The sequence below is a fragment of the Zunongwangia sp. HRR-M8 genome, from assembly GCF_027594405.1.
GTDB lineage: Bacteria > Bacteroidota > Bacteroidia > Flavobacteriales > Flavobacteriaceae > Zunongwangia.
This window is the reverse complement of sequence record NZ_CP115161.1, coordinates 3,376,578-3,393,546: the sequence shown is the minus strand read 5'-3', so window position 1 is coordinate 3,393,546 and position 16,969 is coordinate 3,376,578. Positions and strand designations below refer to the sequence as shown.

The following is a 16,969-nucleotide window of genomic DNA, read 5'->3' as shown; positions in this document are numbered from 1 at the left end:
TTTCAGCAAATTTTAGTAAACTTGGCCTGCAATAAAATTTTGAAAAAATTTAATGAGGTTCTCAAAAATCTTAGTTCTGCTTATGACGATGGCAGCATCTGTTGCGACTTCCCAGGAAAAGAAAATTACGCTCGAAGAAATATGGAGCGGGAAGTTTAGTCAGCAACATCTACAATCCCTACAATCTTTAAAAAATGGTGTCGAATATGTGGTGTTAAACCATGATCCAGATTCTGGAAATACTAGTATCGATGTCTACAGTTACAAAACTGGTGAAAAAACTCGAACCTTAGTAGATACCAAAAACTTAGAAGCTCTAAAGAGTTTCCAAGATTTTAGTTTAAGTGATGATGAAACTAAAATTTTGCTTGCTACAGCGCCACAACCTATCTATCGTAGATCATCTAAGGCAATATTCTATATCTACGATGTGAATTCTAAAGATCTTACTAGGCTTAGCGATAAAAAAGTTCAGGAGCCTACTTTTTCTCCCGATAATTCTAAGCTAGCCTATGTTTTTGAAAATAACATCTATGTTTATGATGTAGAGGAGAAAAAGGAAAAGCAAATTACAGAAGATGGTAAAATCAATAGTATAATCAACGGAATTACCGATTGGGTTTACGAAGAAGAACTTGGTTTTGTAAGAGCTTTTCAGTGGAATAAAAAAGGCGATAAAATTGCGTTTTTAAGATTTGATGAAGCTGAAGTTCCTGAATTTTCTATGGATATCTTCGGAAGTGATCTTTATCCAAGTGAACAAACCTTTAAATACCCGAAAGCAGGTGAAGCGAATTCTGAAGTTTCTTTGCAGATGTACGATGTAGCTTCAGAAGCAACTGAAGAAATAAAGCTAGGGGATTATAGCGATTTTTATATTCCACGTATAAAATGGACCAATAGAGATTACGTTTTGAGCGTTCACGTTTTAAATAGGCATCAAGATCAGTTAGACCTTATCTTTGTAAATGCTGAAGACAATTCTTCTAAAATTATTCTTACTGAAAAAGATGATGCTTATGTTGATGTCACCGATAATCTTACTTTTTTAGAAGATCATAGTTTTATCTGGACAAGCGAGCGTGACGGTTATAATCATATTTATCTTTATGACGAAAATGGAGAACTGAAGCGCCAAATTACCGAAGGAAACTGGGAAGTAACCAATTACTATGGTTACGATAAAAAGAGCAATCGAATATTCTATCAAAGTACAGAAAAGGGAAGTGTAAATCGCGATGTTTATTCTATAAAAGCTAACGGAAAAAGTAAAAAGCGACTTACTGAAAAAACCGGAACCAATAATGCCGATTTTAGTGCTGACTTTACCTATTTTATAAATGCATTTACCAATACTGAAACGCCTATGGAATATACACTTCATAGAGCGAAAAATGGTAAGTTGGTAAGAAGAATCAAGGATAACGCCGAGCTACTAGAAGTAGAAAAGCCATATCATTTTTCGCCAAAAGAATTATCTACGATTCCTGTGAATGGCAATGAGTTGAATATGTGGACGATTAAACCTTCAGATTTTGATGCATCTAAGAAATATCCATTATTGATGTTTCAATATTCTGGCCCGGGATCACAATCGGTTTCTAATACTTATTTTAATACTAATGATTACTGGTATCAGCTTTTAGCCGATCAAGGCTATATTATCGTTTGTATAGATGGTAGAGGAACTGGTTTCAAGGGAGCCGAATTCAAGAAGGTAACACAAAACGAATTGGGTAAATACGAATTAGAAGATCAAATCGCCGCTGCGAAGCAATTAGGTCAATTAGATTATATTAATGCTAATCGAATCGGAATTTGGGGATGGAGTTTTGGTGGTTTTATGGCATCTAATGCAATACTAAAAGGGAATGATACTTTTACCATGGCAATTGCCGTGGCGCCGGTAACCAGTTGGAGATTTTACGATACCATCTATACTGAACGTTTTATGACGACTCCGCAGGAAAATGCTTCCGGTTACGATGAAAACTCACCAATTAATCATGTAGATAAATTAAAAGGAGACTTTCTAATTGTTCATGGTGGTGGCGATGATAACGTACATTTGCAAAACACGATGCGAATGGTAGAAGCGCTTATCCAGGCAAATAAACAATTCGATTGGGCAATTTACCCTGATAAAAATCACGGGATATATGGTGGTAACACCAGATTGCACTTATATACAAAAATGACAAACTTTATTAAAGAACACCTTTAATTTAAACACCACTAATAATTATGGCAAACAGATCAGACCTAGAAAGGAAAGAAATTTTTGGACATCCCGTAGGCTTATATATATTATTTTTTACTGAGATGTGGGAGCGATTCTCTTATTACGGAATGAGAGCTTTGCTTACTTTATTTCTTGTGGCTTCCGTAACATCTGATAATCCTGGTTGGGGTTGGAGTAACGATGAAGCGATAAATCTTTACAAGTGGTACACTACACTGGTTTATATAGCTTCTATCCCTGGAGGTATAATTGCAGATAGATTTTTAGGACAGAAGAAAACAGTGATGATTGGTGGTATACTTTTATGTGTAGGGCATTTGGTGCTAGCTTACGAAAGTATAGAAGCGTTTTATATTGGTTTGGCATTTATTATAGCAGGAGTAGGTGGTCTTAAACCTAATATTTCTACAATGGTAGGTGGTTTATATCCAAAATCCGAAAATGATAGACGAGATCAAGGATTTTATATTTTTTATATAGGTATTAATCTTGGTGCTTTTTTAGCCGGAATTATTATTGGTCAAGTGGGAGAGAAAATTAATTGGCATTATGGATTTGGATTAGCCGGGATAGGAATGTTGATAGGTCAATTGGTGTATATATTTGGTCAACGATATTTAAAGGGTGTAGGCGAATTTTCAGGAAAATCTGAAAACGAAGAAGAAAGAGAGGCCATGAAAAGACCTTTAACTAGAGTTGAGAAAGACAGAATGATAGTTATGGGAATCTCTTTTTTAATAATCATTGTTTTTTGGGGCGCATTCGAGCAAGCCGGTGGTTTGATGAATATCTATGCCCAACAAAATACCGATCGTGTAATTTTTGGATGGGAAGTTCCCGCTTCTTATTTCCAATCGGTTAATGCTTTCTTCATATTTACGCTGGCTTTAGCTGTTGCTGGTTTTTGGACATGGTGGAAAAGAAGAGGGAAAGAATCCAGTTCACTTTTTAAAATGGCTGTAGGAGTTATTATAATGGGATTTGGATTTACTTTTATGTCTTTTGCTTCATTACAATACGAAGAATTTGGTAAATCTGCGATGTACTGGTTAGTTTTAGCGTATCTTTTTCATACTTTAGGTGAGCTATGTGCCTCTCCAGTCGCACTTTCTTTTATAACAAAATTAGCTCCTGTAAAATATGCTTCATTTATGATGGGAGCTTATTTCGCGGCCACCGGATTGGGGAATTTTGTAGCAGGTACAGTTGGAGAACAAATTAAAAATGCTTCTGAATTTCAGATTTTTACTGGTATTTTTATATTCTGTTTAATTTTTGGATTATTAATTATACTGCTATTAAAACCTTTAAAACGTCTAACCCATGGTGCAGAAGATAGCCAAATGGAAGATGGTATACCAAAGGAAACAGCTATCGAATAGATTTTGATTAAAAAATTAGAGAAAACGTTCTGTAAAAGGAACGTTTTTTGTTCTTATAAAAGAAATTTTTGAAGATGAAAAAACTATTTTTTATAGCCTTAATGATTCTTGGAGTCACTGCACATGCGCAGCAGGAGAATGTCGAGATCAACTGGATGACGATGAACGAGGCTTTGGCGGCTCAAAAAGAAGCGCCTAAAAATATCATTATGGATGCGTATACTGTTTGGTGCGGTCCCTGTAAAATGTTGGACAAAAACACTTTTGGGCATCCCCAGGTAGCGCAGTTTATAAATGAAAACTATTATCCGGTAAAATTTAATGCTGAAGGAGAACAGGAAATCAATTACAAAGACAAAATTTTTAGTAATCCCCAATACGATCCAGAATTAAAAGCGAGAAGGAATAGTCCGCATGAGTTTGCGAGAGCTTTAAATATTTCAGCCTATCCAAGTATCGTTTTTTTTGATGAGCAAGGGGAATTAATAGCGCCTTTAAAAGGTTACAGATCGCCAGAGCAAATCGAAATTTTCCTTAAAATCTTCGCAAAGGATGAGTATAAAAATTTAACTTCAGAAAAAGCTTGGAAAGAATACAATGAAAACTTCAAACCTACGTTTACAAAGTAAGTGTTAGTTGTATCATAGACAATAGTTTGTGGTTAGTAGTTAAAAGCTCCCTTTTTGCCAGTTTGGTAGAAAGGGATTTTTTTGTTGGCACAGGTTGCTTTCCAAAGCTGAATAAAACTTGGGTAATTGCTGGCATCTGCGACAATCATAGTTGGTTCTAAAACTTCAATAACTCGGTTTAAATTTACTTTTGGTGAATTTGATAGTACTAGCATATCAGGATTAAATTCAGGGAAATTATAAAGCCCGGTGCTATCGATTAGCAGTATTCGTTTTTCTTTCAAAAGATAAAAATTCTGTAATTTATGAAATTCAATATTCGAGATTTTTTCTTGTAGTTTGAAATTCTCAAAATATCGCCAATTAGTATCTTTTGCCTTATTTCCGTAGAGAGTCAATTTCTCCGATTTCTTTTCAGCAATTAAAGTGCTGCCCGATTTATTCAGAATAAAAATTTCTTCGGAAGCATATTCATATTGTTCAAAAAGTATACTTATTTGAAATAGTATGATTCCGCAGAAAACATAAAAAACGTATTTTTTCTTTCTAAGATGAAGTAAAAAAAAGATGCTTAAAATAATTCCGAATAGAAAAATTACCGCAGGAACGCTAAGATGAATTTCTCTAAATATAAAAGCGTCCTGATTGGCAATCCATGCGATGTATTGGTTTAGTTTTTCAATTAGAAAAGAATATAGGTCGATTAGAATTTTAGGGAGTATGCCAAAAACACTCAGTATTAAAACGAATATTCCTGAAATTAATAAAACTCCCAAGCCGGGAAGGATAACGATATTGGTGAGTAAAAATAGTCCTGGGAATTGATGAAAATAGAAAAGACTTAAAGGCAAAACGCCAATTTGGGCACAAATGCTCACCGTTATTGTTTGATATAGTAATCTGATGATTTTGTTATTTGGATACCAGAGTTTGTTGAATTTTGGTTGAAATAAAGCTATGCTAAAAACCGCAGCAAAACTCAATTGAAAGCCAACCTGAAATACATAAAATGGATTAATAAGAATTAGCACAAAAAATGCCGAAAAAAGCGTGTTTATTAAGTTTACCTTCCGGTTAATTTGTAATCCAAAAGCAATAAGGCTAAACATTAAAGAAGCTCGAACTACCGAAGCTGAAAATCCCGTTAGTAAAGCAAAAGCCCAAATACCTGCTAAAGTGATTAGAAATTTTATCCATTTTAATTGCTGAAGCGGTTTTAGAATAAAATTGAGCAGCAACAGCACCATCCCAACGTGCAATCCTGAAACGGCCAGAATATGAATCGCACCTGCTGAGGCATATTCGCTATAAATCTTATCTGAAATTGAAGTACGGTCTCCTAAAATTAAAGCTTTTATTACTGCCAGCTCCTCTTTTTTAAACCCCGCGGAGGTTAGGCTTTTTAATAAACTAGTTCTGGGGGTTGCCATAAAAGAAGTTTCGCGGTTTTTAATGTATATTATTTGATCTTCGGAAAGTTGAATTTGGTTAAATATTCCCTGAAATTTCATGTATTCTGAATAATCAAATTGATGCGGATTTAAAGGAGATCTTATAGGTTCAACTAAAGCGGGAATTATTAGTTTTTGCCCGACTTCAATTTTGGGTTGTAATGGAAGAGCAATTAGCATTTCACCTTTTACAGCAGTCTTCACATTGTTTTTAGTGGAGATGATATGATCAACTTCAGCAATAAATCTTTTTTGAAAGTTCGGTTTTAGTTCTTCTTTCAGTTTTATGCTTAACAAATCATTCTCAGAAGTAATAAAATGCGAAAAATAATTATGCTGATTTTCGGGGAATTTTAGTTGATACGTAATGCTTCCGAAGAGAAATAATAAAACGTAACAGGAAATGCCAAAATAACTTTCCTGATAAAGTTGTCTTGTAGATCTAAAAAATGAAAACAGGAAAAAGAGAATTGTAATTCCTGCTGAAATAAGTAAATACGAGAGTTCTATTTTGGTGTAATAGGCAGTCAAAATTCCGAATAAAACCGCAATCGAGAACTTAAGAATCTTGATGTTTGTATAGCCCATCTTTCTGATAATTAGAAAGTAGGGTCAGTTTAAAAATAATAAAATTTCTAAATTTCACGAAATTTGTTTACTAGATCACTCGCCGTGCCATTACAAACGTATTGTTCCAGTAATTTTCTGAAAGTCGGCTTATCACAACACCCAAGGAAGTTGTGGAATGGATAAAAAGTATGTCACCTTGAGAGATATCGACGACCATCCCAACATGATTTATCACCTTTTTATTTTTGTTGGTTTCGAAAAATAAGAGATCGCCAACCGTAACATCTTTTAAATACAAACGCTCGCCCTGAAGTGACATGGCGCGAGACGTTCTTGGTAGTTGAATGTCGTTTTCCTGAAAAGAAACATATAAAAGGCCAGAGCAATCCATCCCACGTTTTGTTGTTCCGCCGTATTTGTATTTGGTGCCCTCAAAACCAATCGCATAATTCACAATATCATAAACACGTTCGTCTTTTGGTTTAATGGTGTTGTTACGTTTGGTAACTTCAGGATTATAATGTCTGGTTTTTTTAGTTCTAACTTCCTTTTTAGTAGTGACTACCTTGGGTTTAGAACTTCCGCAGGAGGTTAAGAAAATGGCAGTACATAGCATTAAGCTATATTTTAGAAGCGGCTTCATCATCATTCTTCTTTTCATATTCGGGGGCTTAATAAATTTCTAAACTACTTTATAGTATTATAAATTAGACTGGCAGTCTCCAGACTGGCGCCAGTTCCTCCTAATTTTTGCTCTAATTGATCATAATCTTTTAAAAGTCTCGCTCTATTTTTTTCTTCTAAAATCTTATGTAATTCTTCTTTCAGGGAATCTGTATTGAATTCTCCCTGTATTAATTCTTTTACAACCTCGCGATCCATTATTAGATTTACTAGCGAGATATAATCTAAATTAATAATTCTTTTGGCAATGTGATAAGAAATATAGCTTCCTTTATAACAAACCACTTCGGGAACTTTAAAGAGAGCGGTTTCTAAAGTTGCAGTTCCAGAGGTGACCAAGGCAGCATGAGCACAACTTAAAATGTCGTATGTTTTGTTCATTACCAAATTGATATTGGTCTTTTTTAAATAAGGTTGATAAAATTCTGGATCCTGGCTAGGGGCACCGGCAATTACAAATTGGTATTCTTTAAAATCTTGAGTAATACTTAGCATTACTTCTAGCATTTTAGAAATTTCCTGTTTTCTACTTCCGGGAAGTAAAGCAATAATTGGACGTTTATCAAGATTGTTTTCCTTCTTAAAATTTTCTACATCGGTATTTTTCCTATTATCAATTGCATCGATAAGGGGATGTCCCACAAAATTTACCGGGAAATCATGTTTATTTTCGTAGAATTCTTTTTCGAAAGGTAAAATCACATACATGTGATCGATATCTCTTTTGATCGCTTTAATTCGGTTTTCTTTCCAGGCCCAAATTTGTGGAGAAATATAAAAGTGATTGGCGTAACCTTGCTCTTTAGACCATTTAGCTATCCTTAAATTAAAACCCGGATAATCTATAAAGATCAGAGCATCCGGTTTATAGGCAGTAATATCTTTTTTGCAAATTGAAATATTATTCATGATGGTACGAAGGTTCATCACAACTTCAGCAAATCCCATAAATGCAAGATCACGGTAATGTTTTACCATAGTACCGCCCTGTGCCTGCATAAGATCGCCTCCCCAAAATCGAAATTCGGCATTTGGATCTATTATTTTAAGAGACTTCATAAGATTAGAAGCATGTAGATCTCCCGAAGCTTCTCCTGCTATGATGTAATATTTCATGCTTTTTAATTTTGAATCTGAACAATTAGAAATTTCGAATTTTAACGACGGCTATAGCAATAGCGACTACAAGACAGGCAAGTAAAATTCCGCGGGCATGGTACACTTGTTTTTTCCGCATAAATACAAAAAATGGTAGGAAGTTGAGAATCGCACCAATAGCTACTAACTTTCCAAAGTAATCATTAGCGATAGAATCGCGAAGGCTGGCTTCAAAACTATAGTCAGAGAAAAATGTGGTAAACAAAAATACACCGGCAATAGTTGAAGAAATGCCTATTAAAAAACCAATAATTACATTGCTTTTATCCATCTAGTTTCCATTCGTTTAATTCTTTTATAAAATGGTGCGCCGTTAAATCGAATTGAACCGGTACCAAAGAAACATATCCATTTTCTAATGCCCACTCGTCGGTATCTTGGCCTTTGTCGTTATTTACAAAAGTTCCTGTAAGCCAGTAATAGTCTCGTCCCTGTGGATTAGTCCTTTTATCAAACTCTTCTTTCCACTGGGCATTGGCCTGTCTGCAAACTTTAATACCTTTAATTTCTTCCGCAGGTAATTTGGGGAAATTTACGTTCAAAACAACACCTTTTGGCAGTCCATTTTTAAGTACATTTTTCGTAATGGCTTTTACAAATTTTTTGCAAGGTTCAAAATCTGCATTTAAAGAATAGTCCAGTAGCGAGAATCCAATCGCGGGAATTCCTTCTACACCAGCTTCTACAGCAGCACTCATCGTGCCAGAATAAATAACGTTTATAGAAGAATTAGAGCCGTGGTTAATACCGCTTACGCAAAGATCGGGTTTGCGATGTAGAATCTCTTGTGTGGCAATTTTCACACAGTCGGCTGGCGTGCCAGAACAACTATACTCTTTATGATTATAATTTTCTTTTAAGGTAACCGAATCACAAAATAAGGTATCGCTGATCGTGATCGCATGCCCCATTCCACTTTGTGGGCTGTCGGGAGCCACAACTACAACATCTCCAATCTCTTTCATTACCTGTAAAAGTGCCCGTATTCCTGGTGCTGTAATACCATCATCGTTCGTTACCAGTATTAGCGGTTTTTCTTTGCTCATAGCTTAAATTTTATAGATGCTAAATTAGTAATTTCAAACGGAAACCGTATTTTAGTAGTTTAACAAATTATTAGAGACATTGCCGATGAATGGCACAGTTTTTAATGTATTTTGGACAGAATATAATGAAGAAATCTATGCGATATATGAGAAGGAATTTAAAAATCCTGGTATTAGCGGTTTTAATGGCAGCAACTTCATGCAGCTTTACCACTAAAAAGTTTGATGATCCTAACAAAGACAAACTTTTAATTGATCTTATTACCTATGTTCTTAGTCAGGGACATTATGATGCAAAAGAAATTAATGATGATTTTTCAGCAAAAGTTTACAATCACTATATCGAGAGTTTAGATCCTTCAAAACGTTTCTTTTATAAAAAGGATATTGAAGAATTTGAAAAATATAAGATGTTGATTGATGATGAAATTAATAATAAAGAACTTAATTTTTTCGATCTAACCTATTCTAAGCTTGAAAAGCGTAACGAAGAAGCTAAGAATCTTTATAAAGAAATCCTTGCTGAACCTTTTGATTTTAGTAAGGAAGAAGATTTTGTAGCCAATGGAGACGATCTTGATTATGTAACTTCTAAGAAAGAATTGAAGGAACGTTGGAGAAAACAACTTAAATTTTCAACCCTTATTACATTTTACGATTTAAAGCAGGACGAGAAAAATAAAAAAGAAGATGATGCAGATTACAAAGTAAAAAGTGATGAGGAATTGGAGAAAAAAGCACGTGAAACTACAGAGAATAGTTTATCTGAATATTTTGATCTAACCGACGACTTAGAAAGAAATGATTATTTCTCTGTTTTTATAAATGCTGTTGTAGAGGAATTTGACCCTCATACCTATTATTTCGCACCGCGTGATAAAGATCGTTTTGATGTTGCAATGTCTGGTAAAATAGAAGGAATTGGCGCCAGATTACAAAAGAAAAATGACAATATTACTATCATGGATGTGATCTCAGGTGGTCCCGCATGGAAGAGTGACGAATTAGCTACCGGAGATGTTATCCTAAAAGTAAAGCAGGAAGATGAAGACGAGCCGGTAAATATTGTAGGCATGCGTTTAGACGATGCAGTAGATTTAATCAAAGGACCAAAAGGATCTGAGGTTACTCTTACTGTGCGTAAAAAATTGCTAGGAAATATAGAGCAGGTTAAGCTTACCAGAGATATTGTTGAGATCGAAGAAACTTATGCAAAATCTGCAATGGTAGAAAAAGAAGGCAAGCAGTATGGTTTAATTAATCTTCCTAAATTCTATTTTGATATGGAAGATTACGATAGCCGTAATGCAGCTTCAGATATGCGTAAAGATATTGAGGCACTTAAAGAGCAAGGCATGGAAGGTCTTGTTGTAGATCTTCGTAATAACGGCGGTGGATCTTTAAAAACCGTAGTCGATATTGCAGGTTTATTTATCGAAAAAGGGCCGATTGTACAAGTGCAATCTAATGGAGAGCGCAAAGAAGTTCTTAATGATGAAGATTCTGAAATTGTTTGGGATGGTCCTCTTGTGATTTTGGTAAATGAATTGTCTGCTTCCGCTTCAGAAATTTTAGCGGCTGCAATGCAGGATTATAAAAGAGCGGTGATTATAGGAAGTAAACAAACCTATGGTAAAGGTACAGTTCAGAATGTGGTAGATTTAAATCGATGGTTAAGAAATAGTGACTATGGAGACATGGGCGCGTTGAAAATAACTACTCAGAAGTTTTACAGAGTAAACGGTGGTTCTACTCAGTTAGAAGGCGTAAAGAGTGATGTAGTGGTTCCAGATCGTTATAGCTATGTAGATGTAGGTGAAAAAGATCAAGATAATCCATTACCGTGGGATAAAATTGATCCCGCAGATTACGATATTTGGGATGGTTATGTTGGATACGAAGAAGCGATCGAAAATAGTAAGAAGCGTATGGAGCAAAGTGAGCAAATAAAGCTTATAGAGCAAAATGCAAAGTGGATTAAAGATCAAAGCGAAGATGATACCTATTCTTTAAACTTCGATCAATATGCAGCAAATGCTGAGGAAACTAAAGAAGTTGCAAAGCAATACGACGCCTTAAAAAATTATAAAACAGATCTTTCTTTCGTTTCGCTACCTTACGAAAAGCAAATGTTTGAAGCAGATTCTACACTTCAGGAAAAAAGAGATAGATGGCATAAGGATTTGAGCCGAGATGTTTATGTGGAAGAAGCAATAAATGTACTTTCTGATATTAAAACGAATAACATTAAACATAAAGTAGCAGATTCAGATAAAATCAAGGATTAATAGCTAATAAATGTAATTTCAAAAAACGCCCAAAGTTCTCTAACTTTGGGCGTTTTTAATTTTGATAAAAATGAAACGAAAAATTGTATATCCATTTTTGATTTTAGTTGTTGCTGCAGTGCTTTTAATGGCCGAGCGGTGTACGATGTAATTTAAATCAATTGATTCTCTTCAGCGGTTTTATTTCAGATTTCATGGGAAGATCCGTTAAGATTTTCTTCGGAAGAAAGATCGACAGGAATTGAAATTAGTGAATTTTCCTTCTAATTTTTGCTAATTTCAATCTGTTTGAAATCCCTAATCAACTGTTTTGATAGGTCAGACTTCTTTCTATTGCATGCTGAATTTTGCGGATTTTCGCAGCGCTATTATTCAAACTTTGAACATTCGATTGGTATGTTCTTATTTCCCTTAAATTAGGAAAGCTAAGTTTTTTGCTGGCGAAGGTTTTCGTGCAAATTAGGTTCGGGTAATTTAGAATAAGTATAATAAGTTGTACCATATTCGTTTTACGCACTTCGAATCCTATCTTTTCGGCGGTTCGTTGATTAAGAATATAAGTTGAGCCAATTATTTCTAAGCTCGAATTTTCCCTATTCGAATCTACAATATGTAGTAATCCTTTTAAATATTCTATAAGGATTAGATTCTTCCGCTGTTTTGCCGAGCTATCTTTATCGAGAGTGAAATAATAATCGAATAAAGTCCCTCCATGAATAGTGATCTGATTATTCTTTTCTTTTTCTGAAATAAGGAACAGCGACTCATATTTCAATTTACCAGTTTTTATCATTGAAGGCATATCGAAAAAAGGGGCTAATACAGAGCAAAGAATCCAGAGAACGAAAACGCTTAAAAAATAGATGCTGAAATAGATTGAAATAAAAATTACCGGAATTAATATAGCGAGACAACAGAAAATCAATTTTATTATAAAACTTGTTTTCTGTTTAAATGAAAGCTGATAATATCGATTTTCTAAATGCAATTCCTATTTAATGTCATCCTTGAAATTTGAAGTGTTTAAAATACTTTTCAGTAGTTATATAAAAGGTTCAAAATAAGTATTCAGTATTAAAAAGAAAGACGATCTGAATCCAGCCTTATAAAAATAAATACGAGAATTGTAAAACCCCATAATCCCGATCCACCATAACTGAAGAAAGGCAATGGAATACCAACAGTAGGGAATATCCCTATAACCATGCCTATATTTACCATAAAGTGGAGGAATATTATTCCTACCACGCTATAACCGTAGATTCTATTAAACTGCGATTTCTGGCGTTCTGCTAAAAAAATTAGACGAAGCATAAGGCAAACAAATAAAAATACGACTGCAGCACTTCCAATAAATCCCCATTCTTCGCCCACAGTACTAAATATATAATCTGTGTGTTGTTCTGGTACAAAATGTCCTTTCGTCTGCGTTCCTTCGGTCCAGCCTTTACCCGTCCATCCACCGCTACCAATGGCAATTTCACTTTGGTTGGTATTATAGCCAATACCACGGCTGTCTACTTCTTTACCTAATACAATATTAAAACGATCACGGTGTCGTTGCTCAAAAACATTATTAAAGATATAATTTACCGAAAATGAAAGTCCGATTGAAGCAATCACCATAAATAGCAATAACGGGATTCCAGGTCGTTTCTTTTTCTTAAGAAGAAAACTTAATGCAGCTAAAGCAATCACTGCAGCAGTAACCCAAATTGGCCCAAGTAATAATGTGCCCACAAATATGAAAACTCCAGATAAAGCCAGTACTAAATATAATGCTGAAATCCCTTCTCTATACAAAGGGAAAAAGAATGCAGCATACACCATGGCACTGCCTGGGTCGGGTTGCGGTACGATTAAAATTGCTGGTAAAGCAACAATTATAAATGCTTTAAATTGATGAGAAAAGAGCTTAATATTAGTTTGTATATCACTAACATATTTAGCCAATGCCAAAGCTGTAGCGATTTTTGCAAATTCTGAAGGTTGGAGTCTAAATGATCCAATAGCGTACCACGATGTGGCTCCAGAAATTGTCTTACCAAAAACAAAAAGTCCAGCTAGTAGAACAAGAGCCGTGATATAAATAACACTTGAGAATCGCTGATAGAATTTAGCCTCTATCGCCAGAATAATTACAATTAGAAAAATACTTAGACCTATCCATAAAGCCTGTTTGCCGTAAACTTCGTTAAGATCAAAGTAACTGCCAGAAGGATCCGATCCTAAGGAAGCCGAATAAATATTGGCCCATCCAAAACAAATTAGTAAAAAATATATTAAAATCGTTAGCCAATCATAGCCAGCCGTTTTTCTTGCCATCATTGATTAAGAAAGGTTCTCCGCTATAGGGTTTTTCATACTCATCTTCTAAACTATTCTTAGGATCCATAATAAACTTTTCTAAATCTGTTCTTGTTATGGTTCCTTTTAAATATTTTTCAATCATTAAACTGGCGATTTTCCCACCATATCTACCACCCCAATAACCATTCTCTACAAAAACGGCGATGGCAATTTTAGGATCGTCTACCGGGGCAAAAGCTACAAAAATTGAATGATCTGTAAGCTGCATTCTTTTTCCATTTACTCTTACAAAATTTTCAGCAGTTCCTGTTTTACCGGCAATTTCGATTCCATCAATCTGCAACGCACTTGCAGTACCGTTTTTATAAACCTGATGCATGCCTTCCACCACTGGTTCAAAATTTTCGGGATCGATTGTGGTATGGTGTTTTTTGGTGAAATTTTCATCTGTAATCGCTTTGCCATCGATCTCTTTGATCATGTGCGGAGTATAATACCACCCTCGATTAGCAATAGTTGCTGTCATGTTTGCTAATTGTATTGGTGTTAATAAAACTTCTCCCTGGCCAATCGCATTCGATAAGGTAGCGGTAGCAAACCATTTATAGTTTGGGTAATCGTATATTTTATTATAGTATTCTGAAGTTGGAATTTTCCCAGGTCTACCGGTACTTAAATCATTACCCATATAATCGCCAAGTCCAAAGCTGGCTACGTGATTATGCCAAGCATCCATTCCTTCTTGCGGTGTAGGATATTTTTCTATGATTTTTCTATAGACTTGTGCAAAGTAAGAATTACAGGATTGTGCAATTCCCTGCGTCATCGCTAAGGGGCTTGAGTGGGAATGGCATCCCATTTTTCTGCCTCGGCCATAAGAATATCCATGATGGCAGGAAAATGTGTCATCGGTATCTACAACGCCTTCCTGTAATGCTATTAGTGCATTCATTGTCTTAAAAGGAGATCCGGGAGGGTATTGCGCAAGTATGCTGCGATCGTAAAGCGGTCTGGCCGTAGAATCTAACCACATCTTACTGAAATTTGGAGATCTTTTACGTCCAACAAGATCTGAAGGGTCGTAAGTAGGTGCCGTTATCATGGATAGAATTTCTCCAGAAGAAGGCTCAATTGCTATAATTCCGCCACGCTTATTGGTCATTAGATATTCACCATAGGCCTGTAAATCGGAATCTACAGAAATGGTAATATCTTTGCCGCGCTCTGGTAAGGTATCATAAATTCCATCCTTGTAGGGACCAATATCTCTATTCAGTTTATCCTTTTGAATATATTTTACGCCTTTTACACCTCTAAGGGTGTCTTCATAAACGCTTTCTACTCCTTTACGTCCAATTAAATCACCACTGGTATAATAGGGGTTGTTTTTTATAGTATTTGGGCTTACTTCAGCAATAAAACCCAGCACGTTGGCGCTATGATCTACATGATAATCTCTAAGCGATCGTTTCTGAATATAAAAACCTTCATAATTACGCATTTTTTCCTGTAGAAATGCATACTCACTTTTTGTAAGTTGAGGTACTATTACAGAAGGTAAAAAAGGAGAATATATTTTTGCTTTATCTAATCTTCTTTCCAGTTCCTTTCGTTCTAAACTTACAATATTGCAAAGCTCGGTAGTATCAAAAGCTTTTAGGTTTCTAGGGATAACCATTACATCGTAAGAGGGTTGGTTTGAAACCATTAATTTGCCATCGCGATCATAGATATAACCACGTTGCGGATAATCGTAAACTACTTTTACGGCATTATTATTAGAACGCACAGCAAAACTGTCGTCTACAACCTGAAGGTAAAACAATCTTCCTAGAAAGATTAAGCCTGTGGTAAGGATAATAATATATAAAAGAATTCTTCTCATCGATATTTTTTACTGAAAAGCGCAATACTCAATAAAATAACAAGTACAGTAAATATACTTGAAAATAACGTCTTTTTAAGTATAAGAATTATATGGCTGAAACTAAACATTTCCAAAGAAAATAATACTAAATGATGAATTACAACCATTAAAGCCACATAACTTATTCTAGCTCCCAGTGGAGTAGAGGATAAGCGAAGTGTTTGGTGATCGTAGCTTATCCCAAAAGAAAATCGAAGTAAATTAGGTCTTAAAAAAGCCGAAATTAAACAAGCAGCTGCATGTATCCCGCCACTGTCTTCAAATGTATCTACCGATAAGCCCAGTAAAAAAGCCAGAAATAAAAATAAACTTTGATTAGAGTTAAAAGGATAAAGCAGTAAAAATAAGATGTAAAGATAGGGATTCACGTATCCCATAAAATTTATGTTGTTAAGTACAAGTACCTGTAACAATACAAGACCTATAAAACGTAAGATATTAGAAATTAAACTGCTATTCATCCCCATCCACTTCTAAAGAAAGAATCTTTTCTTTGTTTTTATTTTCAATTACATAGACATAACCAATATTTGTCATGTCGTTGAATAACTTCACGTTGATAGTGTAATAGCTTTCTGTATTATCCAACTTAAAGTCCTCTATTGTTCCAACTAAAAGACCTTTGGGGAAAATTAAACTTTTGCCACCGGTAATGATAGTATCCCCTTTAGCTACCGGAGCTTGCTTAGGCACGTCGGTAAGTTGCATAAGGTTTGGATTTTTGCCATCCCAAACTAAGCTTCCAAAATGGTTAGATTTTTTTAATTGTGCATTTATTTTAGACTGCGAATTGAGAATAGAAATAGCTCGAGAATAGCTAGCATTTGTTCGATCTATAATCCCAATTATTCCTTTGCTGGTTACCACTCCATTTTCTGCAGCAATACTATCATTTTCTCCTTTATTAAGAGTAATGTAGTTATCCCTTTTTGAAAAATTATTGTTTATAACATCAGCACTTCTAAATATATAATCTGAAGTAAAAGTGGTGTCTGTGTAATTGGGAATAGTATCTTTTCCGCTTAGTTGTCTAATAATATTGCGAAGATTTTTATTCTCCTCTATCAAACGTTGATTGTATTTGTCCAAATAAAAGTAATCCTGGATATTATTATTCCAGGAATAAATCCCACCGGTAACTGAATTGGCCGAACTTATAAATTTACTTTTATGAAACGAATGAGTTTGTATCGTTAGGAAAATAGAAAACGCGAGCAATACCAAGAACAAAATGTTATTCTTGTTCCGAATCAGAAAATTGAATATCTGCTGCATAAGCTAC

General features: G+C 34.9%; 13 protein-coding genes. 4 read left to right on the top strand and 9 right to left on the bottom strand.

All coding sequences use genetic code 11. From position 1 onward, the window contains the following. The first annotated feature begins 52 nt into the window (after positions 1-52). The 3 genes from PBT89_RS14730 (at position 53) to PBT89_RS14720 (ending at position 4,253) form a co-directional block, all read left to right on the top strand. Positions 53-2,224 carry a S9 family peptidase gene (locus PBT89_RS14730; RefSeq protein WP_270062512.1) on the top strand — a complete coding sequence of 724 codons (2,172 nt, stop codon included), beginning with the start codon at positions 53-55 and terminating at the stop codon, positions 2,222-2,224. A 20-nt stretch (positions 2,225-2,244) separates the two neighbouring features. After that, positions 2,245-3,624, top strand: coding sequence for a peptide MFS transporter (locus PBT89_RS14725; protein WP_270062511.1), 1,380 nt, complete (start codon positions 2,245-2,247; stop codon positions 3,622-3,624). Between the two features lie 74 nt (positions 3,625-3,698). Continuing rightward, positions 3,699-4,253, top strand: coding sequence for a thioredoxin family protein (locus tag PBT89_RS14720; RefSeq protein WP_270062510.1), 555 nt, complete (start codon positions 3,699-3,701; stop codon positions 4,251-4,253). A gap of 32 nt (positions 4,254-4,285) precedes the next feature. Here the strand turns inward: PBT89_RS14720 and PBT89_RS14715 are convergent, their stop codons facing one another. The 5 genes from PBT89_RS14715 to surE all read right to left on the bottom strand — a co-directional run bounded on the left by PBT89_RS14715 (position 4,286) and on the right by surE (position 9,162). After that, complete coding sequence (locus PBT89_RS14715; protein WP_270062509.1) at positions 4,286-6,292, bottom strand: ComEC/Rec2 family competence protein; 2,007 nt, start codon at positions 6,290-6,292, stop codon at positions 4,286-4,288. A 70-nt stretch (positions 6,293-6,362) separates the two neighbouring features. Continuing rightward, positions 6,363-6,935 carry a C40 family peptidase gene (locus PBT89_RS14710; RefSeq protein ID WP_270062508.1) on the bottom strand — a complete coding sequence of 191 codons (573 nt, stop codon included), beginning with the start codon at positions 6,933-6,935 and terminating at the stop codon, positions 6,363-6,365. Positions 6,936-6,961: 26 nt separating this feature from the next. After that, a complete protein-coding gene (gene lpxB / locus PBT89_RS14705) occupies positions 6,962-8,074 on the bottom strand; it encodes a lipid-A-disaccharide synthase (protein ID WP_270062507.1) in 1,113 nt (370 codons plus the stop codon). A 25-nt stretch (positions 8,075-8,099) separates the two neighbouring features. Next, on the bottom strand, positions 8,100-8,387 hold the full coding sequence (locus PBT89_RS14700) for a hypothetical protein (RefSeq protein ID WP_270062506.1): 288 nt from the start codon (positions 8,385-8,387) through the stop codon (positions 8,100-8,102). After that, the gene (surE, locus tag PBT89_RS14695) at positions 8,380-9,162 is read right to left on the bottom strand and encodes a 5'/3'-nucleotidase SurE (RefSeq protein ID WP_270062505.1); all 783 of its coding nucleotides are present in this window, start codon (positions 9,160-9,162) and stop codon (positions 8,380-8,382) included. The genes PBT89_RS14700 and surE overlap by 8 nt, the downstream gene beginning before the upstream one ends. A gap of 146 nt (positions 9,163-9,308) precedes the next feature. On the opposite strand from surE, the gene PBT89_RS14690 reads away from it, so the two are divergent. Then, positions 9,309-11,450, top strand: coding sequence for a carboxy terminal-processing peptidase (locus PBT89_RS14690; protein ID WP_443089617.1), 2,142 nt, complete (start codon positions 9,309-9,311; stop codon positions 11,448-11,450). A 1,074-nt stretch (positions 11,451-12,524) separates the two neighbouring features. On the opposite strand, the gene rodA is transcribed toward PBT89_RS14690, so the two are convergent. The 4 genes from rodA to mreC are packed head-to-tail and all read right to left on the bottom strand — an operon-like array spanning position 12,525 to position 16,962. Then, a complete protein-coding gene (gene rodA, locus PBT89_RS14685) occupies positions 12,525-13,775 on the bottom strand; it encodes a rod shape-determining protein RodA (protein WP_270064273.1) in 1,251 nt (416 codons plus the stop codon). Next, positions 13,750-15,645: a penicillin-binding protein 2 gene (gene mrdA / locus PBT89_RS14680; protein ID WP_270062503.1), complete on the bottom strand. Its 1,896-nt coding sequence runs from the start codon at positions 15,643-15,645 to the stop codon at positions 13,750-13,752. Before mrdA ends, rodA begins: the two co-directional genes overlap by 26 nt. Next, a complete protein-coding gene (gene mreD, locus PBT89_RS14675) occupies positions 15,642-16,148 on the bottom strand; it encodes a rod shape-determining protein MreD (RefSeq protein WP_270060166.1) in 507 nt (168 codons plus the stop codon). Before mreD ends, mrdA begins: the two co-directional genes overlap by 4 nt. Beyond that, positions 16,141-16,962, bottom strand: a complete 822-nt coding sequence (gene mreC / locus PBT89_RS14670; RefSeq protein ID WP_270062502.1) for a rod shape-determining protein MreC — start codon at positions 16,960-16,962, stop codon at positions 16,141-16,143. The genes mreD and mreC overlap by 8 nt, the downstream gene beginning before the upstream one ends. Positions 16,963-16,969 lie beyond the last annotated feature (7 nt).